We start from the raw sequence: 22,590 nt of genomic DNA on the forward strand, positions 1-22,590 counted from the left end.
TCCGGTATCACGCACTGAATGTCTGGGTTGTCCGCTTCTTCGTCACCGCGCCCCGAAGACCGTGCGGTGCCAGTCCTTCCGCGCCACCCCCGTGTTGTCGTACATGACGTGTTTGACCTGGGTGTACTCCTCGAAGGAGTAGGCCGACATGTCCTTGCCGTACCCGGACGCCCCGTAGCCGCCGTGGGGCATCTCGCTGGCGATCGGGATGTGGTCGTTGATCCACACGCAGCCCGCCGCGATCTCGCGGGTGGCCCGGCCCGCCCGGTAGACGTCGCGGGTCCAGGCGGAGGCGGCCAGGCCGTAAGGGGTGTCGTTGGCCAGGGCGAGGCCCTCGTCGTCGCTGTCGAAGGGCAGCACGGCCAGCACGGGGCCGAAGATCTCGGCCTGGACGATCTCGCTGTCCTGTGGGGCGCCGACGATGAGGGTCGGCGGGTAGTACGCGCCCTTGGCCCACTCGCCCTGCGGTACGTGGCCGCCGGTGACGACCGTCGCGTACCCGCGTGCCCGGTCGACGAAGCCGGCGACCCGGTCGCGCTGGGCGGTGGAGACGAGCGGGCCGAGGTCGGTCGCCGGATCGAGGGGGTGCCCGGGGCGGACGGTGGCCATCAGTTCGGCGACGCCCGTCACGAACGCGTCGTACAGCGGCCGCTGGACGTACGCCCGGGTGGCGGCGGTGCAGTCCTGGCCGGTGTTGATGAGGGCTCCCGCGACGGCACCGTGCACGGCGGCGTCGAGGTCGGCGTCGTCGAAGACGACGAAGGGGGCCTTGCCGCCGAGCTCGAGGTGGAGTCGCTTGACGGTGGCGGTGGCGATCTCCGCGACGCGCCTGCCGACGGCCGTGGAGCCGGTGAAGGAGGTCATGGCGACGCCGGGATGGCCCACCAGATGCTCCCCCGCCTCCGGCCCGGCCCCGCTGACGACGTTGACGACGCCGTCCGGAATGCCGGCCTCGGTGGCGGCGCGGGCGAACATCAGGGAGGTCAGCGGTGTCAGCTCGGCGGGCTTGAGCACGATGGTGTTGCCGGCCGCGACGGCCGGCAGGACCTTCCACGCGGCCATCTGCAGCGGGTAGTTCCAGGGGGCGACGGAGCCGACGACGCCGATGGGCTCGCGGCGTACGTACGAGGTGTGGTCGCCGCTGTACTCGCCCGCCGACCTGCCCTCCAGGTGACGGGCTGCCCCGGCGAAGAAGGCGGTGTTGTCGATCGTGCCCGGCACGTCGAACTCGGTGGTCAGCCGGATGGGCTTGCCGCACTGCGCCGACTCCGTGCGCGCGAGGTCCCCGGCCCGGCCTGCGAGCACGTCCGCGAACCGGTGCAGGGCGGCGGAGCGTTCGCCGGGGGTGGCGCCCGACCACTCGGGCAGGGCCCGTCGCGCGGCCGCCACGGCGGCGTCCACATCGGCCGCGCCGGCCAGTTCGTAGCGCAGGATCTCCCGGCCGTCGGCGGGGTCGACGACCGCGTGCTCACGGCCCGAGGTGCCCGGCCGCAGCCGGCCCCCGATGTACTGCGCGCCCCCGGCGAATTCCTCCGCCGTGTCGAGACGTTGATCCATCGCGCACACTCCTCCGCCGACCGCGCACCTGCGGGCAGGTGTTGCTCCATCCGGAATGGTTGCCGATCCTGGCAGAGCGAAGCGGCCGCAACAAGGGATTCCGTCGCCATCTTTTGGCTTGGCGACGGAATCGGTGTGGTACGGCCCGGGGCAACGGAGCCCGGACGGGGCCGCTGTCAGAGGCCGCTGCCACAATTGCGGCATGACGACACGGGGGACGAAGGACATGAGCACAGAGACGGTCGCGCCGGACGGGCCGCGTTCGGTGGCGCAGCTGGTGGCGGCCGGCGCCCGCGGCGAGACGGCGAAGTACGTCTACTTCTGGGGCCACCGGCCGCGCCGCGACGGCAGCGTGGGAGCCGGCTGCTTCAGCCAGTGGTGGCCCTCGCCCTTCTCGGTGGACGGCACGGTCTACGCCACGGCCGAGCACTGGATGATGGCGGGCAAGGCGCGGCTGTTCGGCGACGCCGAGGCGGAGGCCCGCGCCATCGCGGCCGACCACCCCAAGCAGGCGAAGGACGCGGGCCGCTCGGTGCGCGGCTTCGACGAGGAGGAGTGGCGCCGCCACCGCTTCGAGCTGGTCGTCGAGGGCAGCGTCCACAAGTTCGGGCAGCATCCCGAGCTGGGCGCCTATCTGCTCGGCACGGGCGCGCGGGTGCTGGTGGAGGCCAGCCCGCTGGACCGGGTGTGGGGCATCGGCCTGGCCGCCGACGACGAGCGGGCGCAGGATCCCGCCCACTGGCGCGGACTGAACCTGCTGGGTTTCGCGCTGATGGAGGCGCGTCAGCGCCTGGCGGCCACCACGAGCGGCCCGGGAGCGGGCGGCTCGGGCATATAGGCGCCGTAGACGGCGTCGTCGGGATCGTCGTCCACGCCGGCCTCGTCGCTCTCGCCCAGGGTGATGTAGAGCGCGAGCAGCGAGGCCGTGGCCAGGAGCGCCACCCCGCCCATGATCAGGCCCGCCAGGGCCTGACCGCCGTTGTTCGCCTCGCCCGTGGCCGCCTTGCTGCGGCCCATCGCGCCGAAGACGATGGCCAGGACGCCGAGGATCACGCCGAAGACGATGCTGGGCGACAGGACCGTGCCCACGATGCCGAGCACGAGCGCGGCCACACCGAGGCTGTTGTTGGGCACCGCCCCGACCTGGCCCGGCCAGCCCTGCCCGTAGCCCGCCGCCGGATAGCCGTAGGCACCCGTGCCGTAGGCGGTCTGCCCGTACGGGCTCTGGGCGTACGGGTCCTGGCCGTAGGCGCCGGGCGCGGCGCCGGGGGCGTGGCCGTAGGGCGGCTGGGGCTGCTGCTGGCCGTAGGGGCCGGGCTGCCCGTAGCCGTAGGGGCCGCCCGGGTACGCGCTCGGGGTGCCTGGGCCGGTGGGCGCCAGGGGCACGGGCGGGACGGCGCCCGGCAGCGGTGCGCCGGGGCCGCTCTGGTGCGGGATCTGCGGCGTGCCCGCGGCCGGTCCGGGGACGGGCTGCGCGGGGTGCTGCGGCGGCGGCACCTGCCCGGTGCCGGGCTTCTCGAGCGGCACGCGCCGCTCCGGCGGAGCCCAGGGGTCGCGGTCCTGCGGCTCCGGCTGCGCGTCGTCCTTGTCGGACATGACCCTCCCCAGTCGGTACCCCGTCATGCTAAGGCCTGAGCACCGTGGCGGCGCCCACCGCGCATACGATGATCGGCACGCCGTCGACCGAGCAGCCCGAGGAGCCATGGAGGCCCGCATGTCCGCACTCGACTCGTTCATCGCAGGGCTGCCGAAGGCGGAACTGCACGTCCACCACGTCGGCTCCGCCTCCCCCCGCATCGTCGCCGAGCTGGCCGCCCGGCACCCCGACTCCCCGGTGCCCACCGACCCCGAGGCCCTCGCCGACTTCTTCACCTTCCGGGACTTCGCGCACTTCATCGAGGTCTACCTCTCCGTGGTCGACCTGATCCGCGACGCCGAGGACGTGCGCCTGCTGACCTACGAGGTCGCCCGCGACATGGCCCGGCAGAACATCCGCTACGCCGAGCTGACCGTCACCCCCTACAGCTCCACCCGGCGCGGCATCCCGGACGTCGCGTTCGTCGAGGCCATCGAGGACGCCCGCAAGGCGGCCGAGTCCGAGCTGGGCGTGGTGCTGCGCTGGTGCTTCGACATCCCCGGCGAGGCCGGGCTCGAGGCGGCCGAGGAGACCGCCCGCATCGCCTGTGACCTGGGGCCGGCGGGCCTGGTCTCGTTCGGGCTCGGCGGCCCGGAGATCGGGGTTTCCAGGGGCCAGTTCAAGCCGTATTTCGACCGGGCCATCGCCGCCGGGCTGCACAGCGTGCCGCACGCCGGGGAGACCACCGGCCCGCAGACCATCTGGGACGCCCTGACCGAGCTGCGCGCCGAGCGCATCGGCCACGGCACCAGCGCCACGCAGGACCCGAGGCTGCTGGCCCACCTCGCCGAGCACCGCATCCCGCTGGAGGTCTGCCCGACCTCCAACCTCGCCACCCGCGCCGTGACCGATCTGGAGCGGCACCCGCTCAAGGAGATGGTCTCCGCGGGGGTGCTGGTGACGATCAACAGCGACGACCCGCCCATGTTCGGCACCGACCTCAACACCGAGTACGCGGTCGCCGCCCGCCTCCTGGAGCTCGACGCCCACGGCGTGGCCGAGCTCGCCAAGAACGCCGTGGAGGCGTCGTTCATGGACGACACGGGCAAGGCCCGCCTCCGCAAGGAGATCGACGTCTACACCTCGACCTGGCGGGGCTGAGGGACCGGCCCGGCCTCGCCCGCCACAATGAGGCCCATGGTCACCGCCTTCACCGCCGTCGCCCACCGCGGCGACCCCTACGTCCACCGCGAGAACACCCTGCCCTCGATCCGCTCGGCCCTGCGGGCGGGGGCGGGCGCGGTGGAGATCGACGTCCGGCTGACCCGCGACGGCGTGCCCGTGCTGCTGCACGACGCGACGCTGGGGCGCCTGTGGGGGCGGGAGGTGGCCCTGGCCGCGTTGACGGCCGAGGAGCTGCGCGCCCTGACGGACGGCGGGGTGCCCACGCTCGAGGAGGCCCTCGCCGAGGCCGGGGCGGCCGCCCGGGGGCGGCTGTTCATCGACCTGCCGGACCCCTCGGCCGCCGCTGCCGCGGTCGCGGAGGTGCGGGCGAGCGGGGCGCAGGAGCGGGCGTACTACTGCGGCGGCCCGGCCGCCATGCTGAAGGTGCGCCGCGCGGACGCGGACGCGGAGATCGCCCTCACCTGGACCACGCTCGCCCCGCCCCGCCCGTCCCTGCTCGCCGAGGTGCGGCCGCACTGGCTCAACTACCGCTTCGGCCTGGTGAGCGAGGAGCTGGTGGCGCGCCACCACGCCGACGGCCTGCTGGTCTCGGCCTGGACGGCGGACACCCGCCGTACGATGCGCCGGCTGCTGCGCGCGGGCGTCGACTCGATCACCACCAACCGCATCGCCACCCTGCGCTCGCTGCTCCCGGCGTGAGGCCGGGCCCGCTCACAGCCCGACGATCTCGTTCCACTCCTTGGTGAAGCCGGGCCGCTCGCGGGCGGTCATGTCGCGGGCGGTGGCGAGCCGGCCGCGCATGTCGTCGCTGGGGAAGATCAGCGGGTTCTCGGCGAGCTCGGCGAGCTCCTTGTCCTTGGACGAGGCCAGGACCTCGCGCGCCGCCGGCACCGGGCAGACGTAGTTGACCGACGCGGCGAGCTCCGCGGCGACGTCGGGCCGGTAGTAGTGGTCGATGAGCGCTTCGGCGTTGCGCTTGTGGCGGGCGAGGTTGGGGATCATCAGGCTCTCCGCCCACAGCTCCGCGCCCTCCTCGGGCACGACGAACTCGATGTCCGGGTTGTCGGCCTGGAGCTGGATGATGTCGCCGGAGTACGCCTGGCAGGCCAGGACGTCGCCGGAGGAGAGGTCCTTGATGTAGTCGTTGCCGGTGAAGCGGCGGATGTGCCGCTTGCGGACCAGGGTGCGCAGCTGGTCGGTCATCGTGTGGAAGTCGTCGGCGGTCCAGCGGGTGACGTCCGCGCCGTTGCCCTGCATCAGCAGGGAGAACGCCTCGTCCATGCCGGACAGCAGGGTGACGCGGCCGCGCAGGTCGTCGTGCCACAGCTCCGAGGTGCGCCGTATCTCGCGGCCGAGCTTCTTGCGGTTGTAGGCGATGCCGGTGATGCCGGACTGCCAGGGCACGGTGTGCAGGCGGCCCGGGTCGAAGGACGGCTTGCGCAGCAGCGGGTCGAGCTCGCGGGCGACGTGGGGCTGGGCGGCCCGGTCCATCGCCTGGACCCAGCCGAGCCGGACGTAGCGGGAGGCCATCCAGTCGCTGACGACGATGAGGTCCCGGCCGGTGTCCTGGTGGTTCATCAGGGCCGGGCTGATCTTGCCGAAGAACTCGTCGTTGTCGTTGATCTCCTCGGTGTACTTCACCGAGATGCCGCTGCGCTCCTGGAACGCGTCGAGCGTGGGCCGCTTCTGCGGGTCGTCCTCGTCGGCGTCGATGTAGAGCGGCCAGTTGGCGAAGACGAGCCGCTTGTCGCGCTCCGAGCGGTCCGCCGCGGCCCGGTCCCGGGGGGCGACGTACGCGGCGGGCACCCCGCATCCGGCGAGGGTGGCGGCCCCGGCGCCGGCGCCCAGCGCGCGCAGCAGGGTCCGGCGGGACAGGGGCTTCACGGGCGTTACTCGCATTCCGGCGGGACGGCGGGTCGGGGCGGTGCGGGCCGGTCGGCCGGGCGTCGATGATACGCGCACGCGCGTACGGAACGTACACGCGTGCGCGGGTGGGACGGGATCAGCCCAGGGAGGTCATCACGTGCTTGATGCGCGTGTAGTCCTCGAAGCCGTAGGAGGAGAGGTCCTTGCCGTAGCCGGACTTCTTGAAGCCGCCGTGGGGCATCTCGGCGACCAGCGGGATGTGGGTGTTGATCCACACGCAGCCGAAGTCGAGGGCCTTGGACATGCGCATCGCGCGGCCGTGGTCCTTGGTCCATACCGAGGAGGCCAGCGCGTACTCGACGCCGTTGGCGTAGGCGACGGCCTGCTCCTCGTCCGTGAAGGACTGGACGGTGATGACCGGTCCGAAGACCTCGTGCTGGACGATCTCGTCGTCCTGCTTGAGGCCGGAGACGACGGTGGGCGCGAAGAAGTAGCCCTTCTCGCCGACCCGGTGGCCACCGGCCTCGACCTTGGCGTGGGCGGGGAGTCGCTCGATGAAGCCGGTCACCTGCTGCAGCTGGTTGGCGTTGTTGAGCGGGCCGTACAGCACGTCCTCGTCGTCCGGCTGGCCGGTCTTCGTGTCGGCCGCGGCCTTGGCGAGCGCGGTGACGAAGTCGTCGTGGACCGACTCGTGCACCAGCACGCGGGTGGCGGCCGTGCAGTCCTGGCCGGCGTTGAAGTAGCCGGCGACCGAGATCTCCTCGACGGCCTTGGCGATGTCGGCGTCCTCGAAGACGACGACGGGGGCCTTGCCGCCCAGCTCCAGGTGGACGCGCTTGAGGTCCTTGGAGGCGGACTCCGCGACGGACATGCCGGCCCGCACGGAGCCGGTGATGGAGGCCATGGCGGGCACGGGGTGCTCGACCATCAGGCGGCCGGTGTCACGGTCACCGCAGATGACGTTGAAGACGCCCTTGGGGTGGCCCAGCTCCTCCAGGACCCCGCCGATGATCTCGGCGATGAGGACGGTGGAGGCGGGGGTGGTGTCCGACGGCTTGAGGACGACGGTGTTGCCCGCGGCGAGCGCCGGGGCGAACTTCCACACGGCCATCATCATCGGGTAGTTCCACGGGGCGACCTGCGCGCAGACGCCGACCGGCTCGCGGCGGATGATGGAGGTCATCCCCTCCATGTACTCGCCGGCCGAGCGGCCCTCCAGCAGCCGGGCGGCGCCCGCGAAGAAGCGGATCTGGTCCACCATCGGCGGGACCTCTTCGCTGCGGGTGAGGCCCAGCGGCTTGCCGGTGTTCTCCGACTCGGCGGCGATCAGCTCCTCGGCGCGCGCCTCGAAGGCGTCGGCGATCTTGAGGAGGACCTTCTGGCGCTCACCGGGCACCAGGTCGCGCCAGGCGGGGAAGGCGGCCTCGGCGGCGGCCATGGCGGCGTCGACGTCGGCTGCGCCGGACAGGGGGGCGGTGGCGTACGCCTCGCCGGTGGCCGGGTTGACGACCTCGGTGGTCCGCCCGTCGGCGGCGTCGCGGAATTCCCCGGCGATGTAGTTACGCAGGCGGCGCAGCTCGGTGGTCACGATGTGCCACCCCTTCTATCGGATGTCCGTTGGGTGAGACGCCCAGCCTAATCAAGGAGGTGTCGCTTTCGACATACCCATCTCCCATGAACAACGGAATCAGTGATTCAAGAGCTTCGACGCAACGAATTTCATCGCTCAAGGGTTGCCACACCGTCGAGTTCTCCTGCACAGTGGGATGCGTGGCCACTCGTAGCGCAGATCCCAAGGGCGTGAACAGCACGCAGCCGATCGATGCCGTCTCCCTGGCGATCATCGAGCAGCTCCAGGAGGACGGGCGCCGCCCGTACGCGGCGATCGGCAAGGCGGTCGGACTGTCCGAGGCGGCGGTCCGGCAACGCGTGCAGAAGCTGCTCGACCAGGGCGTCATGCAGATCGTCGCCGTCACCGACCCGCTCACCGTGGGCTTCCGACGGCAGGCGATGGTCGGCATCAACGTCGAGGGGGACCTCGACCCGGTGGCCGACGCCCTGACCGCGATGGACGAGGTGGAGTACGTCGTCGTGACCGCGGGCTCCTTCGATCTCCTCATCGAGATCGTCTGCGAGGACGACGACCACCTGCTCGAAACGATCAACAAGCGCATCCGCACCCTTCCGGGCGTGCGCTCCACCGAGAGCTTCGTCTATCTCAAGCTCCGTAAGCAGACCTACACATGGGGAACCCGATAGCCGTGAGCAAGGACCTCAGCAGGACGGCGTACGACCACCTGTGGATGCACTTCACCCGCATGTCGTCGTACGAGAACGCCCCGGTGCCCACCATCGTGCGCGGTGAGGGCGCCTACATCTTCGACGACAAGGGCAAGCGCTACCTCGACGGCCTGGCCGGCCTCTTCGTGGTCCAGGCCGGGCACGGCCGCGCCGAGCTCGCCGAGGCCGCCAACAAGCAGGCGCAGGAGCTGGCCTTCTTCCCGGTGTGGAGCTACGCCCACCCCAAGGCCGTGGAGCTCGCCGAGCGGCTGGCCCACTACGCGCCGGGCGACCTGAACAAGGTCTTCTTCACCACCGGCGGCGGCGAGGCCGTCGAGACCGCCTGGAAGCTGGCGAAGCAGTACCACAAGCTGACCGGCAACCACGGGAAGTACAAGGTCATCTCGCGGGCCGTCGCCTACCACGGCACCCCGCAGGGCGCGCTCGCCATCACCGGGCTGCCCGCCCTCAAGGCCCCCTTCGAGCCGCTGGTCCCCGGCGCGCACAAGGTGCCCAACACCAACATCTACCGCGCACCGGTGCACGGTGACGACCCGGAGGCCTTCGGCCGCTGGGCCGCCGACCAGATCGAGCAGCAGATCCTCTTCGAGGGCCCCGACACCGTCGCCGCCGTCTTCCTCGAGCCGGTGCAGAACGCGGGCGGCTGCTTCCCGCCGCCGCCCGGGTACTTCCAGCGCGTCCGCGAGATCTGCGACACCTACAACGTGCTGCTCGTCTCGGACGAGGTCATCTGCGCCTTCGGCCGCCTCGGCACGATGTTCGCCTGCGACAAGTTCGGCTACGTCCCGGACATCATCACCTGCGCCAAGGGCATGACCTCCGGCTACTCCCCGATCGGCGCCGCGGTCATCTCCGACCGGATCGCCGAGCCGTTCTTCAAGGGCAGCAACACCTTCCTGCACGGCTACACCTTCGGCGGCCACCCGGTCTCGGCGGCGGTCGCGCTCGCCAACCTCGACATCTTCGAGCGCGAGGGCCTTAACCAGCACGTGCTGGACAACGAGTCCGCCTTCCTCGGCACGCTCGCGAAGCTGCACGACCTGCCGATCGTCGGCGACGTCCGCGGCAACGGCTTCTTCTACGGCATCGAGCTGGTGAAGGACAAGGCGACCAAGGAGTCGTTCACACCGGAGGAGTGCGAGCGGCTGCTGTACGGCTTCGTGTCGAAGAAGCTGTTCGAGAACGGCCTGTACTGCCGGGCCGACGACCGCGGCGACCCGGTCATCCAGCTGTCCCCGCCGCTGATCTCCGACCAGTCGACGTTCGACGAGATCGAGCAGATCGTCCGCGGCGTGCTGACGGAGGCCTGGACGAAGATCTGATCCGTACCCCTCACGACGGGCACCCCCCTTTCAGCGGCCCGTCTCCCCGCCGTGGCCCACGTGCGCGCACCGCTCCCCCGCGCGCTCGTGGGTCACGGCTCGCTCATGTCCGGGCGCGATGAGTCCGATGGGAGGAAAGTGGGGCACTCCAGCGCCGAGCCTGGACGGGGGCTAGGATCCCGGTTCCGTACGGTGCCAGTGACCCAATGGCCTCCGGTTCGTTCACCCGGACAGGGGAACGGACCCTCTGAAGCGACCCGAGGTGCTCGATATGGTGGCCCCGCCGGACAACGACGTGCTCTGGGCACGCGGTCTGCACTACTCCTACAGCGGTTCACCGGCCCTGGCCGGTGTGTCCATCGGCGTCCGCGAGGGCGAGATCCTCGCCGTGACCGGACCCCGCGGCTCCGGGAAGACCACACTCCTGAAATGCCTGTCGGGCCAGCTCCTGGCGGACCCCGGCGAGGTGTGGTTCAACAGCGCCCCCGTGCACACCCTCTCCCGCGCCGCCCGCGAACGGCTGCGCCGTGAGCGGTTCGGCTGGATCGACAGCGAGCCGCACCTGGTGCCGGAGCTGACGGGCTGGGAGAACGCCGCCCTGACCCTACTGGTGCGCGGCGTCGGCCACCGGACGGCCAAACAGACGGCCAGCGAATGGCTCGAACGCCTCGACGTCGGCGACTGCGCCCGCAAGCGCCCCGGCGCCCTCACCCAGGCCCAGCGCCAGCGCATCGCCATCGCCCGCGCCCTGGCCGCCGAGCCGACCGTCGTCTTCGCGGACGAGCCGACCGCGCCCCTGCACGAGGGCGACCGCGCCCAGGTGCTGCGCACCTTGACCACGGCCGCCCGCTCGCACCACATCACGGTCGTCCTGGCCACCCTCGACGACGAGAGCGCCGCTCTCGCCGACCGCACGGTCACCCTCGTGGACGGCCGCCGGGGCGGCGCGATCCCGGCCCCCGACGCAGCCGAAGGGGAGGGCAGGGCCGCGTGCTCAGTCTCCGCCTAGCGCGCGGCGCGCACCCGCTCGTCCTGCTGCGCCGCGTGCTGGTGGCGGGGGCCGCGTCCGGTGTCGGCTTCCTGCTTCTGTGCACGCTGGGGTACGCCGTGGCGCACCCCAAGGCGACCCATGAATCGCTCGTACGGCTGCTGTGGTGCGCGGTGCCGCTGGCCGCCGTGGTGCAGTTCGCGGTCGCCGTGGCCCGCAACGACCCCGCCACCCGCCCCCGGGACGGCATGGACGCCATCGGCTTCGGCCCGGCACGGCTGTCCCTCCTCGCGGCGACGTCGACAGCCCTGTCGTGCGGGCTCGGCAGCGCCGTCGCCCTGCTGGTCTACCTCCAGCTGCGGGGCGACCTGGGCGGCACCCCGAGCCGGGCGGCCGCCTCGCTGCTGGGCGGGAACGCCGCCCTGCCCTGGGCGGCGACCCTGACCCTGCTCGGGCTGCTGCCGGCGCTGGCCGCCGGCGCGTGCGTCATCGCCCTGCGCCCGCGCAAGGAGCGCAGGGCGGGCGCACCGGAGCCCGACCCCTCCGGCGCCCCCGCGACCACGCCACCCAAGGCCGCCAGACCCGGCTACGCGGGCCTGCCGTGGGGCGTCGCGATCATCGCGTGCGGCCTCGCCCTGGAGGCGTACGTCGGCCACGCGCCGGCCCCCGCCCCGAACACCCTGCTGGCCCTGCCCGGCCAGGACGGCGGCGCCTCCCCGGGCCTGCTGGGCGGCTGGCTGCTGGCCTCCCTCGGCCTGGTGCTGGCCGGCCCCGGCCTGACCCACTGGTGCGGCACGCTCCTGTCGGCCGGACGGCCCGGGCCGATGCGGCTGCTGGCCGGGCGGATACTGCAGGACGCAGCGAGCCGACTCGGCCGGCCGCTCGGCGTGCTGTGCGCGGTCGCCGCGGCGGCGCTGGCGGCCTCCGAGCTGTACGGCGCGGCCTGGGAACCGGCGGGTCCCCGCCCGTTCGGGCCGCTCACGGGGCTGGGCGCGGCGGTCGTGATGGCCTGTGTGACGGCCACGGCGATCACCGCAGCCCTGGACACTCGCCAGTCCCGCTCGGAGACCACGGCGGCCCTGCTGCGGCTGGGCGTCCCGCCGTCCGTGCTGCGCGGCGCGGCGGCCGTGCGCACGGGCGTCCTGCTGGCCGTGCTCGCCCCGCTGACCTGGCTCATCGCGGAGCTGACCACCCTTCCCCTGACCCGGTGAGGAACAGGGCCGGGGTCACAGTTCTTGACCAGTTCTTGACTCAAGGCAACTCCGACGCCGAAAAGTACGTCTGCCCAGAAGTACGTCTGCTTCAAAGCAGGACGGGCCATCAGGCGAACGGAGCTATTGGTGATCATCGGCCTTGTCACGGCTGTCGCAGCCTCGGCGTGTTACGGCACAGGATCCGTCCTGCAAGCCGTCGGGTCGCGCAAGTCGGCCCAGAGGGAGGCCGCCAAGGCCTCCACCACGGGCACCACCCAGCACGGCGGCCCCAGCCTGTCGTCCACCGCGAAGGCCGCGGTGACCTGGGAGTTCATGGTCGGCACCGTCCTGGACTTCGTCGGCTTCGCGCTCGGCGCGCTCGCCGCCCGTATGCTGCCGCTCTTCCTCTCCCAGACGGTCATCAGCGCCAACCTCATCGTCACCGCCCTGCTGAGCATCAAGCTGCTGGGCATCCGGCTGAACAAGCGGGAGTGGATGTCGATCGGCGTGGTCTGCTCGGCGCTGGTGCTCCTGGCGACCGCCGCCGGACACGAGGGCAGCGGCGAGGCCGCCCGGTCCACGCACTGGTGGCTGCTGATCATCTCCGTCGTGCTGATGGGCGGCGGCTGGGTGGCCGTCCACTTCCTGGGTTCGAAGGCCGCCATCCTGGCCGGTCTGCTCTCCGGCCTCGGCTTCGGCGCGATCGGCGTCGGCGTCCGCATCCTCGACGGCATCGACCCCTTCGACCTGCCGACCATGCTGGCGGACCCGGCGCTGTACGCCATCCTCATATCCGGCAGCGTCGGCATGTACCTGCACACCGTCGCCCTGCAGATCGGCTCGGTCAACGGCGCCACCGCCGCGCTGGTCGTCGGCGAGACGGTGCTGCCCGGCATCATCGGCGTGGTGTGGCTGGGCGACGCCTCCCGCGAGGGCTTCGCGTGGATGGCGATCCTCGGCTTCCTGCTGGCCGTGGCGGGCGCGGTGGCCGTCGCCTGGTTCGGCGAACCGGACGCGCATGCGGCGACGCCGACGGCTCCCGAGCAGGAGCCCACACCGAGCACCGTGAGCTAGGTCCCGGCCGGACGGGCTGGAAATCCAGCCCGTCCGGCGTTCGAGGACACCGCGCGCAGCGCGGTCCGGGGGTCCGGGGGCGGAGCCCCCGGTTTCGGGAAGGGGCGGGTCAGGGGAGAACCGCGACCTCGTCCGCCCCGAACGTCACTCCCACCCGCTGCCCCAGCCCCGGCGCAGACGCCAGCCCACAAGCCGCCTCCAGCTCAGGCCCGTCCTCCGGCCGCAGCATCACGGCCACGTGGTCCCCCCGGAACGTCCGCGCCACCACGTCACACGACAGCCCCTCGCCCGCCGAAGCGATCCGCACCCCCGCCGGCCGCACCAACACCCGGCACGCCCCCTCCGCCGTCCCCGGCGGCACCGGCACCCGGCCCCACACCGTCTCCGCGGAGCCACCCCGCACGGTCGCCTCGACCACGTTGTCGAAGCCCAGGAAGCGGGCCACGAACTCCGACGCCGGCCGCTGCCAGACCTCCAGCGGCGTACCCGCCTGGGCGATCCGCCCGTCGCGCATCACCACCACCCGGTCGGCCAGCGCGAACGCCTCGCCCTGGTCATGGGTGACCGCCAGCACCGTCGTGCCCAGCCGGCCGAAGAGCGACCGCAGCTCCACCACGAGCCGTTCCCGCAGACCCCGGTCCAGCTGCCCCAACGGCTCGTCCAGCATCAGCAGCCGCGGCTCGGGAGCCAGCGCCCGGGCCAGGGCGACGCGCTGCTGCTCACCGCCCGACAGCTGCCCCACCGACCGCTTGTGCGCGCCCGGCAGGCCCACCAGGTCCAGCAGCTCGTCCACCCGGCGCGCCGTCTCCGCCCGCCCCGCCCCGCGCATGCGCAGCCCGAAGGCGACGTTGCCGGCCACGTCCCGCTGCGGGAAGAGCTGGTGGTCCTGGAACATCAGGCCCACGCCGCGCCGGTGCGTGGGCACCCCGGCCTGGTCCTCGCCCGCCAGGGACACCCGCCCGGCGTCCGCCCGCTGCAGCCCGGCCACCACCCGCAGCAGCGTGGACTTGCCGCTGCCGCTCGGCCCGAGCACACAGACGATCTCGTGCTCGGCGACGGCGAGGTCGACGGCGTCCAGGGCGGGCCGCCCGCCGAAGCCGACGGTCACCCCTTCGAGTCGCAGCAAGGACACCTAGAACTCTCCCGTACGGTCGGTGCGAATGCGCTCCAGTACCAGCAGCGCCACCGCGCACACCAGCATCAGGATCGTGCTGAGGGCCATCGCCTGGCCGTAATTGAGCTCGCCCGGGCGGCCGAGCAGCCGGGCCACGGCCACCGGAAGGGTCGGGCTGTCGGGCCGGGCGATGAAGACGGTGGCCCCGAACTCGCCCAGCGACACGGCGAACGCGAAGCCCGCGGCCACCGCGAGCGCCCGCCCGACCAGGGGCAGGTCCACCTCGCGCCACGCCCGCAGCGGCGAGGCGCCGAGCACGGCCGCCGCCTCCCGCAGCCGGGCGTCCACCGCGCGCAGCACCGGCAGGACGGTCCGTACGACGAAGGGCACGCCCACCAGTGCCTGGGCCAGCGGCACCAGGATCCAGGAGGTGCGCAGGTCCAGCGGAGGCTCGTCCAGCGCGATCAGGAAGCCGAAACCGACGGTCACGGCGGAGGTGCCCAGGGGCAGCATCAGCAGCGCGTCGAAGCCCCGCACGAGCCGGCCCTCGCGCCGGGTGAGCGCCGCCGCGGCGAGACCGCCCACCACCACCGCGATGACCGTGGCGGCCAGGGCGTACGCCAGGGAGTTGCCGATCGCCTCCAGAGGCGCGACGACGAACGTAGCGCCGCCCTCGCCCGCCGAGGCCAGGGCGCGGTAGAAGGCCAGGCCGTAGCCGTCGGGCCCGTCGAAGGAGCGCAGGACGAGCACCACGAGCGGTACGAGCACGAGCAGCGCGACGACGGCCAGGACCGAGCCCAGCAGCGCCCACTGGGCGGCGCCCTGCGGGCGGCGGGCGGTGCGGGAGGCGTCCACCAGCTTCAGCGTCGCCTCCCGCCGCCGCACGGTCCAGGCGTGCACGCCCAGCAGGGCGGCCACGGCCGCGAACTGCACGAGGGTGAGGACGGCGGCCGTGGGCAGGTCCAGCAGCTGTGCGGTCTGCTGGTAGATCTCCACTTCCAGCGTGGCGTAGTGCGGCCCGCCGAGGATCTGGACGACGCCGAAGGAGGTGAAGGTGAACAGGAAGACCATCAGGGCGGCGGCGGCCACGGCCGGGCCCAGCGCGGGCAGGGTCACCCGCCGCCAGGCGGCGAGGCGGCCGGCGCCCAGGACGCGCGCCGCCTCCTCCTGGCGGGGGTCGAGCTGGGCCCACAGGCCGCCGACCGTACGGACGACGACGGCGTAGTTGAAGAAGACGTGGGCGAGGAGGATCGCCCAGACCGTGGTGTCCAGACGCACCCCCCACAGCTCGTCCAGCAGCCCCCCGCGTCCCAGCAGCGCCAGGAAGGCCGAGCCGACCACGACGGTCGGCAGCACGAAGGGGACGGTGACCACGGCCCGCAGCAACTGCTTGCCGGGGAAGTCGAAGCGCGCGAAGACGTACGCGCCGGGGAGCGCGAGCAGGAGCGTGAGGGCGGTGGAGGCGGCGGCCTGCCAGGTGGTGAACCACAGGACATCGCCGATGCGGGGGTCGGTGACGACCTCGCCGATGCGGGCGAGCTGCCACTGGCCGCCGGCCTTCAGGCCGCGGGAGACGATCGCGGCGACGGGGTAGGCGAAGAAGACCCCGAAGAAGGCGAGCGGCACGGCCATCAGGGCGAGCCGCGTCGCCGTCCGCCGGGGGCCGCCCGGCAGGGGTGCCTGACGGGCGGCCGCTCCGGGGCCGGTCTCGGGACCTACTTCAGGACGAGCGAGGACCATTCCTTGACCCACTGGTCGCGGTTCTTGGCGATCTTCTCGGGCGCGAGCGTCTCCGGGCGGTCGATCCGCGCGCCGTACTTGGTGAAGACCTCGGGCAGCTTGGCGTCCTGGTGGGCCGGCTTGACGAACATCTGGAGGGGCATGTCCTCCTGGAACGTCCTGCTCAGCAGGAAGTCGATCAGGGCCTTGCCGCCCTCGGCGTTCTTGGCGCCCTTCAGCAGGCCCGCGAACTCGATCTGGCGGAAGCAGGTGCCCGTCGCCACGCCGGTCGGGCCCTCCTTGGGCTCCGGCTTCACGCCGAGGACCTCGGCGGGCGGGCTGGAGGCGTAGGAGACGACCAGGGGCTTGTCGCCCTTGGCCTTCCTTCCGGCGGCGGAGCCGGAGAAGCGGTCGTTGTAGGCCTGCTCCCAGCCGTCGACGACCTCGACGCCGTTGTCCTTCAGCTTCTTCCAGTAGTCCTTCCAGCCGTCGTCGCCGTACTTGGCGACGGTGGCCAGCTGGAAGGCCAGGCCGGGCGAGGAGGTCGCGGCGTTCTCGGTGACCAGGAGGTTCTTGTACTCCGGCTTGACCAGGTCGTCGAAGGACTGCGGCGGGGCCAGCTTGTGGTCCGCGAAGTAGGCGCGGTCGTAGTTGACGCAGATGTCGCCGGTGTCGACCGGGGTGACCCGGTGCTCGGCGGCGTCGGCCTGGAGGTCCTTGGGGACGCCGTCCAGGCCCTTGGCCTCGTACGGCGCGAACAGGCCGTTGTCGAGCGCGCGGGAGAGCAGGGTGTTGTCGACGCCGAAGAAGACGTCGCCCTGCGGGTGGCTCTTGGAGAGGATCGCCTGGTTGACGGCCCGGCCGGCGTCGCCGCTCTTGAGGACCTTGACGGTGTAGCCGGTCTGCTCGGTGAACTTCTCGAGCACGTCCTTGGAGGCCGCGAAGGAGTCGTGCGAGACGAGGGTGACGGTCTTGTCCCCGGACGCCCCCGAGCCCTTGTCGTCCGAGCCGCCGCAGGCCGCGAGAACGGGCAGGCCGAGCGCGACGGCGGCCGCCGTGCCGAGGGCACGCCGAAGGTTGGTGTTCATGGTGGTGCTGACTCCCTACGCCGGTATGACCCGGATCAGGTCCGAGGGTCTGCGGGCTGTGCCGCACTCTCAGCGCTTGCTGCGCTCCCCTGTCGGATTGTTCATTTGTACGAGTTGATGCAGAGGGACAGTATCAGCGCTCGGTGGCGGCCAGCTGTCCGCACGCCCCGTCGATCTCCTGGCCACGCGTGTCACGCACGGTCACGGGCACGCCGTGGGCCGCGATCGCCTCGACGAAGGCCCGCTCGTCCTCCGGCCGGGACGCCGTCCACTTCGAGCCGGGGGTGGGGTTGAGCGGGATGAGGTTGACATGTACCCGCTTGCCCTTGAGGAGCCTGCCGAGCAGGTCACCGCGCCACGCCTGGTCGTTGATGTCGCGGATCAGGGCGTACTCGATGGAGATGCGGCGGCCGGACTTCTCCGCGTACTCCCAGGCGGCGTCGAGGACCTCGCGGACCTTCCAGCGGGTGTTGACCGGCACGAGGGTGTCGCGCAGCTCGTCGTCCGGCGCGTGCAGCGAGACCGCGAGCCGGCACTTGAAGCCCTCGTCGGCGAAGCGGTGCATCGCCGGGACCAGGCCCACCGTGGAGACCGTGATGCCGCGCTGGGAGAGGCCCAGGCCGTCGGGCTCGGGGTCGGTCAGCCGGCGGATGGCGCCGACGACGCGCTTGTAGTTGGCCAGCGGCTCGCCCATGCCCATGAAGACGATGTTGGACAGCCGGGCGGGGCCGCCGGGGACGTCGCCGTCGCGCAGGGCGCGCATGCCGTCGACGATCTGGTGCACGATCTCGGCCGTCGAGAGGTTGCGGTCCAGGCCCGCCTGGCCGGTGGCGCAGAACGGGCAGTTCATGCCGCAGCCGGCCTGGGAGCTGATGCACATGGTGACCCGGTCGGGGTAGCGCATCAGGACGGACTCGACGAGCTTGCCGTCGTGCAGGCGCCACAGGGTCTTGCGGGTGGTGTCGTTGTCGCACGAGATGTGCCGCACCACGCTCATCAGGTCCGGCAGCAGCTCGCCGGCGAGCTTCTCGCGGGACGCGGCCGGGATGTCCGTCCAGGCCGCCGGGTCGTGCGCGTACCGGGCGAAGTAGTGCTGGGAGAGCTGCTTGGCGCGGAACGGCTTCTCGCCGATCGCGGCGACGGCCTCGCGGCGCTCGGCGGGGGTGAGGTCGGCAAGGTGCCGCGGGGGCAGCTTGGCCCCGCGGGGGGCGACGAACGTCAGTTCTCCAGGCGCGGGGGCCATGAGCGAAAACTCCTCATTGCGACGAGAGCGGATGATCTCCGCAGTCGCGGAGCCAGCGGCAGGACGATGCCGGAACCCGGAGGTCTCAGAAAGGGGCACCCCCGCGTGCGCGGGGCCGGAAAAGGGCCCGCCGCGCAGCGACGAGCCCTTCCAGGGTACCTGGCCCGTCTCCGGGCCCGATTCGATCTAGGCGGAGCCCACGAACGCCACCATCAGCAGCCACACCACGGGCGCGGTCGGCAGGAGCGAGTCCAGCCGGTCCATGATCCCTCCGTGGCCGGGCAGCAGGGCGCCCATGTCCTTGATGCCCAGGTCCCGCTTGATCATCGACTCGCCGAGATCGCCCAGCGTGGCGCTAACGGCGACCGCGAGGCCGAGCAGCAGCCCCTCCCACCACACGCCGTCCTCGATCAGGAAGTGCATGCACAGCGCGCCCGCCACCATGGCGAACGCCACGGCGCCGAGGAGCCCCTCGCGGGTCTTGCCGGGGCTGATGCGCGGGGCGAGCTTGTGCTTGCCGAACCGCCAGCCCACCGCGTAGGCCCCGGTGTCGCTGACGACCGTCAGGACGAGGAACGTCAGCACCCGCCAGGCGCCGTCCTCCGCCGAGAGCATCAGCGCCACGAAGGTGGCCAGGAACGGCACGTAGAACGCCGCGAAGACGCCGGCGGTGACGTCCTTGAGGTAGTCGTCCGGCGGCTCGGTCATGCGCCACACCAGCACGGCGAGCGCGGTGAAGGCCATGGCCACCCACGCGCCCTCGGGCCCGTTGACATAGCCCGCGACGATCATCGCGGCGCCGCCGATGGCCAGCGGCACCAGGGGTGCCTTGATGGCCTTGCGCTCGGCGAGCCGGGAGGTCAGCTCCCACAGCCCGACCACCACGGCGAGAACGATCACGCCGAGGAAGACGGGCTTGTAGATGAACAGGGAGGCGAGGATCACCGCGCCGAGGCCGACACCGACCCCTATCGCGGCACGCAGATCCCGGCCCGCGCTCTTCTTCGCCTTGGCCCCCTGGGGGGTGGCAGGCTCCTGCGGCCGGATGTCGGGCTCCTGTTCATCGCGGAACAGGGGACCACCGATGTGGGCGGCCCCCTGCTCACGGTCGTCCTGGTCTCCCCCTGCTCCGGGCACGATAGGCATGGGCCGAGTCTGCGCCGCGACGCCCACGTCGTGCAGGGGACCCGCCGGAAGGGGCACCTCCCGGGGGTAGCCGGGAGCGATTCCCTGATCGGTGGACCCCCAGTGTCCGGCGCGTGGCGGGGCTCCCCAGGATGCGTCGTTCATCAGACCTCGAGCAGCTCGGCTTCCTTGTGCTTGAGCAGCTCGTCCACCTGCGCGACGTACTTCGCGGTGGTGTCGTCGAGCTCCTTCTCCGCGCGGCGCACCTCGTCCTCGCCGGACTCCTTGTCCTTGACCAGCTTGTCGAGCTGGTCCTTGGCCTTGCGGCGGATGGAGCGGATCGAGACCTTGGCGTCCTCGGCCTTGGTCTTGGCGACCTTGACGTACTCCTTGCGACGCTGCTCGGTCAGCTCCGGGAAGGTCACCCGGATGATGTTGCCGTCGTTGCTCGGGTTGACGCCGAGGTCCGAGTCGCGGATCGCCTGCTCGATGTTGCGCAGCGCGCTCTTGTCGAACGGCGTGACCACGGCCATGCGCGGCTCGGGCACCGAGAACGACGCCAGCTGGTTGATGGGCGTCAGCGCACCGTAGTAGTCCGCCACGATCTTGTTGAACATCGCCGGGTGCGCACGCCCGGTGCGGATCGCCGCGAAGTCCTCCTTGGCGACCACGACGGCCTTCTCCATCTTCTCCTCGGCCTCGAGGAGGATCTCTTCGATCACCACTTGCTCCTGGTGTTATCAGTAAGCAGAGCCTCGCCCCTGCGCGCGTCTTCTCCTGCACGGTGTCCGACCGGCAGGCAGTTGTCCATCCCCGTGCCGAGGTCTTCCCACGGCACGGGGTTGCCGCCCGTGCCCCTGCGGTGCGCGGTACGGGCGGCGGTGCGGGCTCAGTCCCGCGTGGCCTGGTCGCTCACGAGCGTGCCGATCTTCTCACCCTTCACCGCACGCGCGATGTTGCCCTCGGCCAGCAGCTCGAAGACCAGGATCGGCAGCTTGTTGTCCATGCACAGGCTGATGGCGGTGGCGTCGGCGACCTTGAGGCCGCGGGCGAGCACCTCGCCGTACTCCAGCGCGTCGAACTTCACCGCGTCGGGGTTCTTCTTGGGGTCGGAGTCGTAGACCCCGTCGACGCCGTTCTTGCCCATGAGGATCGCCTCGGCGTGGACCTCGAGGGCGCGCTGGGCGGCGGTGGTGTCGGTGGAGAAGTAGGGCATGCCCATGCCCGCGCCGAAGATCACGACGCGGCCCTTCTCCAGGTGGCGCACGGCGCGCAGCGGGATGAACGGCTCGGCGACCTGGCCCATGGTGATGCCGGTCTGGACCCGGGTCTCGACGCCTTCCTTGGCCAGGAAGTCCTGGAGGGCGAGGCTGTTCATCACGGTGCCGAGCATGCCCATGTAGTCCGAGCGGGCCCGGTCCATGCCGCGCTGCTGGAGCTCGGCGCCGCGGAAGAAGTTGCCGCCGCCGATGACCACGGCGATCTCGTAGCCCTCACGGACCACGGCCGCGATCTCGCGGGCGATGGCGTGCACGACGTCGGGGTCGACGCCCAGTCCGCCGCCACCGGCGAAGGCCTCACCTGACAGTTTCAGCAGGAACCGACGGGGCTTGCCCTGGTCGGCGCTCTTGTCGTCGGCGGCCTGCTTGGTGTCCGCGCCCTGGTTCATTGGAGTTCTCCTCGTGCACATACGAAGAAGGCCATTGCCGGATGGATCCTTTCGGTTCCTTCTGCGGCAATGGCCTCCTCGTCACATCAGCGGCCGGCCGGTGGACGGTCGGCTGCGTACGACCCTAGCGGGTCGCGGGTCATTCGCTGTCCTGCGAGGGCTCAGGCGCCGACGCGGATGCGGGCGAAGCGCTTCAGCGTGACACCGGCCTCGTCCAGGATCTTCTGGACGGTCTTCTTGTTGTCCTTGGCGAACGCCTGGTCCAGCAGGACGCTCTCCTTGAAGAAGCCCGTGACGCGACCCTCGACGATCTTCGGCAGGGCGGCCTCGGGCTTGCCCTCCTCGCGAGCGGTGGCCTCGGCGACGCGACGCTCGTTCTCGACGACGTCGGCCGGGATCTCCTCGCGGGAGAGGAACTTCGGCGCGAACGCGGCGATGTGCTGCGCGACGTCCTTGGCGACCTCGGCGTTCTCCTTGTCCAGCTCGACCAGCACGCCGACCTGCGGGGGCAGGTCCGCGGCGGTGCGGTGCATGTACGCGGAGACGTAGCCGTCGGCGAACTGCGCGAAGCGGTCGACGACGATCTTCTCACCGAGGGTGGCGTTGGCCTCGTCCACGAACGCCTGGACGGTCTTGCCGGCCTCGATCTCGGACGCCATCAGGGCGTCGACGTCGGCGGGGGCGCTCTTGGCCACGTGGGCGGCCAGGGCCTCGGCGACGGCGATGAACTTCTCGCCCTTGGCGACGAAGTCCGTCTCGCACTTCAGCTCGACGATGACACCGGAGGTGTTGTCCTCGGCGATGACGGAGACGACTGCACCGTTCTCGGTGGTGCGGCTCTCGCGCTTGGCCACGCCCTTCAGGCCCTTGACGCGGACGATCTCGACGGCCTTCTCGAGGTTGCCCTCGGCCTCGTCGAGCGCCTTCTTGCAGTCCATCATGCCGGCGCCCGTGAGCTCGCGGAGCTTCTTGACGTCAGCGGCGGTGAAGTTCGCCATCCTTCAATCCTTCTTCTGCACTACGCCCTGCCAGGGCCTTCGGGCGTCACTGGCAAGGCTGGTCCGTCTTGAGGTCACCACACCTGACGGCCCCCGTCCCGCTGACGGGGTCCGACAGTGGATCCACCGACCGACGGCGGGGGTCACACCCCCGCCGTCGACAGGGCAGGACGTCAGGCCTGCTCGGCGTCCGCGGCCGGCTTCTCGGCCTCGGCGGCCGGAGCCTCGGCCGGCTTCTCGTCGGCCTTCTTCTCGCCCTCGAGCAGGTCGCGCTCCCACTCGGCCAGCGGCTCGCCGGCGGCCTTGTCGGCCTTCGCGTCACCGGTGGCGGCACCGGAGCGGGCGATGAGGCCCTCGGCGACGGCGTCGGCGATCACGCGGGTGAGCAGGGTGACGGAGCGGATGGCGTCGTCGTTGCCCGGGATCTTGTAGTCGACCTCGTCGGGGTCGCAGTTGGTGTCGAGGATCGCGACGACGGGGATGCGCAGCTTGCGCGCCTCACCGACGGCGATGTGCTCCTTCTTGGTGTCCACGATCCAGACGGCGCTGGGCACCTTCTGCATCTCGCGGAT

At 71.7% G+C, this 22,590-nt stretch carries 21 protein-coding genes and 1 riboswitch; of the genes, 8 read left to right on the top strand and 13 right to left on the bottom strand.

All coding sequences use genetic code 11. From position 1 onward, the window contains the following. Window positions 1-42: 42 nt before the first annotated feature. Entirely contained in the window at window positions 43-1,557 is a 1,515-nt protein-coding gene (locus ACIGXW_RS33130) for a gamma-aminobutyraldehyde dehydrogenase (RefSeq protein ID WP_399576613.1), read from the bottom strand. Between the two features lie 226 nt (window positions 1,558-1,783). Between ACIGXW_RS33130 and ACIGXW_RS33135 the strand changes: the two genes are divergently transcribed. Next, the gene (locus tag ACIGXW_RS33135; protein WP_399576614.1) at window positions 1,784-2,395 is read left to right on the top strand and encodes an NADAR family protein; all 612 of its coding nucleotides are present in this window, start codon (window positions 1,784-1,786) and stop codon (window positions 2,393-2,395) included. Here the strand turns inward: ACIGXW_RS33135 and ACIGXW_RS33140 are convergent. Next, window positions 2,341-3,153 (bottom strand): DUF4190 domain-containing protein, encoded by an 813-nt coding sequence (locus tag ACIGXW_RS33140; protein ID WP_399576615.1) that lies wholly within the window; start codon window positions 3,151-3,153, stop codon window positions 2,341-2,343. The genes ACIGXW_RS33135 and ACIGXW_RS33140 overlap by 55 nt on opposite strands. 118 nt (window positions 3,154-3,271) lie before the next feature. Between ACIGXW_RS33140 and ACIGXW_RS33145 the strand changes: the two genes are divergently transcribed. Together ACIGXW_RS33145 and ACIGXW_RS33150 are read left to right on the top strand one after the other, a co-directional pair. After that, on the top strand, window positions 3,272-4,294 hold the full coding sequence (locus ACIGXW_RS33145) for an adenosine deaminase (RefSeq protein WP_399576616.1): 1,023 nt from the start codon (window positions 3,272-3,274) through the stop codon (window positions 4,292-4,294). A 27-nt stretch (window positions 4,295-4,321) separates the two neighbouring features. Then, a complete protein-coding gene (locus ACIGXW_RS33150; RefSeq protein WP_399576617.1) occupies window positions 4,322-5,017 on the top strand; it encodes a glycerophosphodiester phosphodiesterase in 696 nt (231 codons plus the stop codon). A gap of 12 nt (window positions 5,018-5,029) precedes the next feature. Here the strand turns inward: ACIGXW_RS33150 and ACIGXW_RS33155 are convergent, their stop codons facing one another. Both ACIGXW_RS33155 and ACIGXW_RS33160 read right to left on the bottom strand, forming a co-directional pair. Next, the gene (locus tag ACIGXW_RS33155) at window positions 5,030-6,217 is read right to left on the bottom strand and encodes a spermidine/putrescine ABC transporter substrate-binding protein (protein WP_071965080.1); all 1,188 of its coding nucleotides are present in this window, start codon (window positions 6,215-6,217) and stop codon (window positions 5,030-5,032) included. A gap of 103 nt (window positions 6,218-6,320) precedes the next feature. Beyond that, a complete protein-coding gene (locus ACIGXW_RS33160) occupies window positions 6,321-7,772 on the bottom strand; it encodes a gamma-aminobutyraldehyde dehydrogenase (protein WP_071965078.1) in 1,452 nt (483 codons plus the stop codon). A 182-nt stretch (window positions 7,773-7,954) separates the two neighbouring features. Between ACIGXW_RS33160 and ACIGXW_RS33165 the strand changes: the two genes are divergently transcribed. The 5 genes from ACIGXW_RS33165 to ACIGXW_RS33185 all read left to right on the top strand — a co-directional run bounded on the left by ACIGXW_RS33165 (window position 7,955) and on the right by ACIGXW_RS33185 (window position 13,062). Next, a complete protein-coding gene (locus ACIGXW_RS33165) occupies window positions 7,955-8,443 on the top strand; it encodes an Lrp/AsnC family transcriptional regulator (RefSeq protein ID WP_071965076.1) in 489 nt (162 codons plus the stop codon). Beyond that, window positions 8,428-9,807 carry an aspartate aminotransferase family protein gene (locus ACIGXW_RS33170; protein ID WP_399576618.1) on the top strand — a complete coding sequence of 460 codons (1,380 nt, stop codon included), beginning with the start codon at window positions 8,428-8,430 and terminating at the stop codon, window positions 9,805-9,807. The genes ACIGXW_RS33165 and ACIGXW_RS33170 overlap by 16 nt, the downstream gene beginning before the upstream one ends. A 271-nt stretch (window positions 9,808-10,078) precedes the next feature. Next, window positions 10,079-10,816 (top strand): ABC transporter ATP-binding protein, encoded by a 738-nt coding sequence (locus tag ACIGXW_RS33175; RefSeq protein ID WP_399576619.1) that lies wholly within the window; start codon window positions 10,079-10,081, stop codon window positions 10,814-10,816. Continuing rightward, a complete protein-coding gene (locus tag ACIGXW_RS33180) occupies window positions 10,798-12,006 on the top strand; it encodes a hypothetical protein (protein ID WP_399576620.1) in 1,209 nt (402 codons plus the stop codon). Before ACIGXW_RS33175 ends, ACIGXW_RS33180 begins: the two co-directional genes overlap by 19 nt. A 129-nt stretch (window positions 12,007-12,135) precedes the next feature. Continuing rightward, window positions 12,136-13,062, top strand: a complete 927-nt coding sequence (locus tag ACIGXW_RS33185) for a hypothetical protein (protein ID WP_399576621.1) — start codon at window positions 12,136-12,138, stop codon at window positions 13,060-13,062. Window positions 13,063-13,171: 109 nt separating this feature from the next. On the opposite strand, the gene ACIGXW_RS33190 is transcribed toward ACIGXW_RS33185, so the two are convergent. From ACIGXW_RS33190 to rpsB, 9 genes are all read right to left on the bottom strand, one after another. Further along, entirely contained in the window at window positions 13,172-14,194 is a 1,023-nt protein-coding gene (locus tag ACIGXW_RS33190; RefSeq protein ID WP_399576622.1) for an ABC transporter ATP-binding protein, read from the bottom strand. Further along, window positions 14,195-15,808: an ABC transporter permease gene (locus ACIGXW_RS33195; RefSeq protein ID WP_399576628.1), complete on the bottom strand. Its 1,614-nt coding sequence runs from the start codon at window positions 15,806-15,808 to the stop codon at window positions 14,195-14,197. Between the two features lie 83 nt (window positions 15,809-15,891). Further along, window positions 15,892-16,983, bottom strand: a complete 1,092-nt coding sequence (locus ACIGXW_RS33200; protein WP_399576623.1) for a thiamine ABC transporter substrate binding subunit — start codon at window positions 16,981-16,983, stop codon at window positions 15,892-15,894. Beyond that, window positions 16,979-17,084, bottom strand: a riboswitch (TPP riboswitch). It overlaps the preceding gene by 5 nt. A 32-nt stretch (window positions 17,085-17,116) precedes the next feature. Next, on the bottom strand, window positions 17,117-18,226 hold the full coding sequence (gene rlmN / locus ACIGXW_RS33205) for a 23S rRNA (adenine(2503)-C(2))-methyltransferase RlmN (RefSeq protein WP_360915511.1): 1,110 nt from the start codon (window positions 18,224-18,226) through the stop codon (window positions 17,117-17,119). Between the two features lie 186 nt (window positions 18,227-18,412). Beyond that, window positions 18,413-19,516 (bottom strand): phosphatidate cytidylyltransferase, encoded by a 1,104-nt coding sequence (locus ACIGXW_RS33210; RefSeq protein ID WP_399576624.1) that lies wholly within the window; start codon window positions 19,514-19,516, stop codon window positions 18,413-18,415. Further along, window positions 19,516-20,073, bottom strand: coding sequence for a ribosome recycling factor (frr, locus tag ACIGXW_RS33215; RefSeq protein WP_399576625.1), 558 nt, complete (start codon window positions 20,071-20,073; stop codon window positions 19,516-19,518). Before frr ends, ACIGXW_RS33210 begins: the two co-directional genes overlap by 1 nt. Window positions 20,074-20,240: 167 nt before the next feature. Beyond that, window positions 20,241-21,020 (bottom strand): UMP kinase, encoded by a 780-nt coding sequence (gene pyrH / locus ACIGXW_RS33220; protein ID WP_399576626.1) that lies wholly within the window; start codon window positions 21,018-21,020, stop codon window positions 20,241-20,243. A gap of 161 nt (window positions 21,021-21,181) precedes the next feature. Continuing rightward, window positions 21,182-22,018 (bottom strand): translation elongation factor Ts, encoded by an 837-nt coding sequence (gene tsf / locus ACIGXW_RS33225; RefSeq protein ID WP_071965841.1) that lies wholly within the window; start codon window positions 22,016-22,018, stop codon window positions 21,182-21,184. A 173-nt stretch (window positions 22,019-22,191) separates the two neighbouring features. Then, on the bottom strand, window positions 22,192-22,590 hold a 399-nt coding region (gene rpsB, locus ACIGXW_RS33230; RefSeq protein ID WP_399576627.1), incomplete at its 5' end, for a 30S ribosomal protein S2.

The organism is Streptomyces sp. NPDC053079 (assembly GCF_044546695.1).
Classification (GTDB): domain Bacteria; phylum Actinomycetota; class Actinomycetes; order Streptomycetales; family Streptomycetaceae; genus Streptomyces.

Excerpts from the sequence above, each read along its gene's own strand:
- ACIGXW_RS33130 (WP_399576613.1), bottom strand. The coding sequence starts at position 1,557 with ATGGATCAACGTCTCGACACGGCGGAGGAATTCGCCGGGGGCGCGCAG.
- ACIGXW_RS33175 (WP_399576619.1), top strand. The coding sequence starts at position 10,079 with ATGGTGGCCCCGCCGGACAACGACGTGCTCTGGGCACGCGGTCTGCAC.
- ACIGXW_RS33170 (WP_399576618.1), top strand. The coding sequence starts at position 8,428 with ATGGGGAACCCGATAGCCGTGAGCAAGGACCTCAGCAGGACGGCGTAC.
- ACIGXW_RS33195 (WP_399576628.1), bottom strand. The coding sequence starts at position 15,808 with ATGGCCGTGCCGCTCGCCTTCTTCGGGGTCTTCTTCGCCTACCCCGTC.
- pyrH (WP_399576626.1), bottom strand. The coding sequence starts at position 21,020 with ATGAACCAGGGCGCGGACACCAAGCAGGCCGCCGACGACAAGAGCGCC.
- ACIGXW_RS33135 (WP_399576614.1), top strand. The coding sequence starts at position 1,784 with ATGAGCACAGAGACGGTCGCGCCGGACGGGCCGCGTTCGGTGGCGCAG.
- ACIGXW_RS33140 (WP_399576615.1), bottom strand. The coding sequence starts at position 3,153 with ATGTCCGACAAGGACGACGCGCAGCCGGAGCCGCAGGACCGCGACCCC.
- ACIGXW_RS33210 (WP_399576624.1), bottom strand. The coding sequence starts at position 19,516 with ATGAACGACGCATCCTGGGGAGCCCCGCCACGCGCCGGACACTGGGGG.
- ACIGXW_RS33150 (WP_399576617.1), top strand. The coding sequence starts at position 4,322 with ATGAGGCCCATGGTCACCGCCTTCACCGCCGTCGCCCACCGCGGCGAC.
- tsf (WP_071965841.1), bottom strand. The coding sequence starts at position 22,018 with ATGGCGAACTTCACCGCCGCTGACGTCAAGAAGCTCCGCGAGCTCACG.
- rlmN (WP_360915511.1), bottom strand. The coding sequence starts at position 18,226 with ATGGCCCCCGCGCCTGGAGAACTGACGTTCGTCGCCCCCCGCGGGGCC.
- ACIGXW_RS33155 (WP_071965080.1), bottom strand. The coding sequence starts at position 6,217 with ATGCGAGTAACGCCCGTGAAGCCCCTGTCCCGCCGGACCCTGCTGCGC.
- ACIGXW_RS33145 (WP_399576616.1), top strand. The coding sequence starts at position 3,272 with ATGTCCGCACTCGACTCGTTCATCGCAGGGCTGCCGAAGGCGGAACTG.
- ACIGXW_RS33200 (WP_399576623.1), bottom strand. The coding sequence starts at position 16,983 with ATGAACACCAACCTTCGGCGTGCCCTCGGCACGGCGGCCGCCGTCGCG.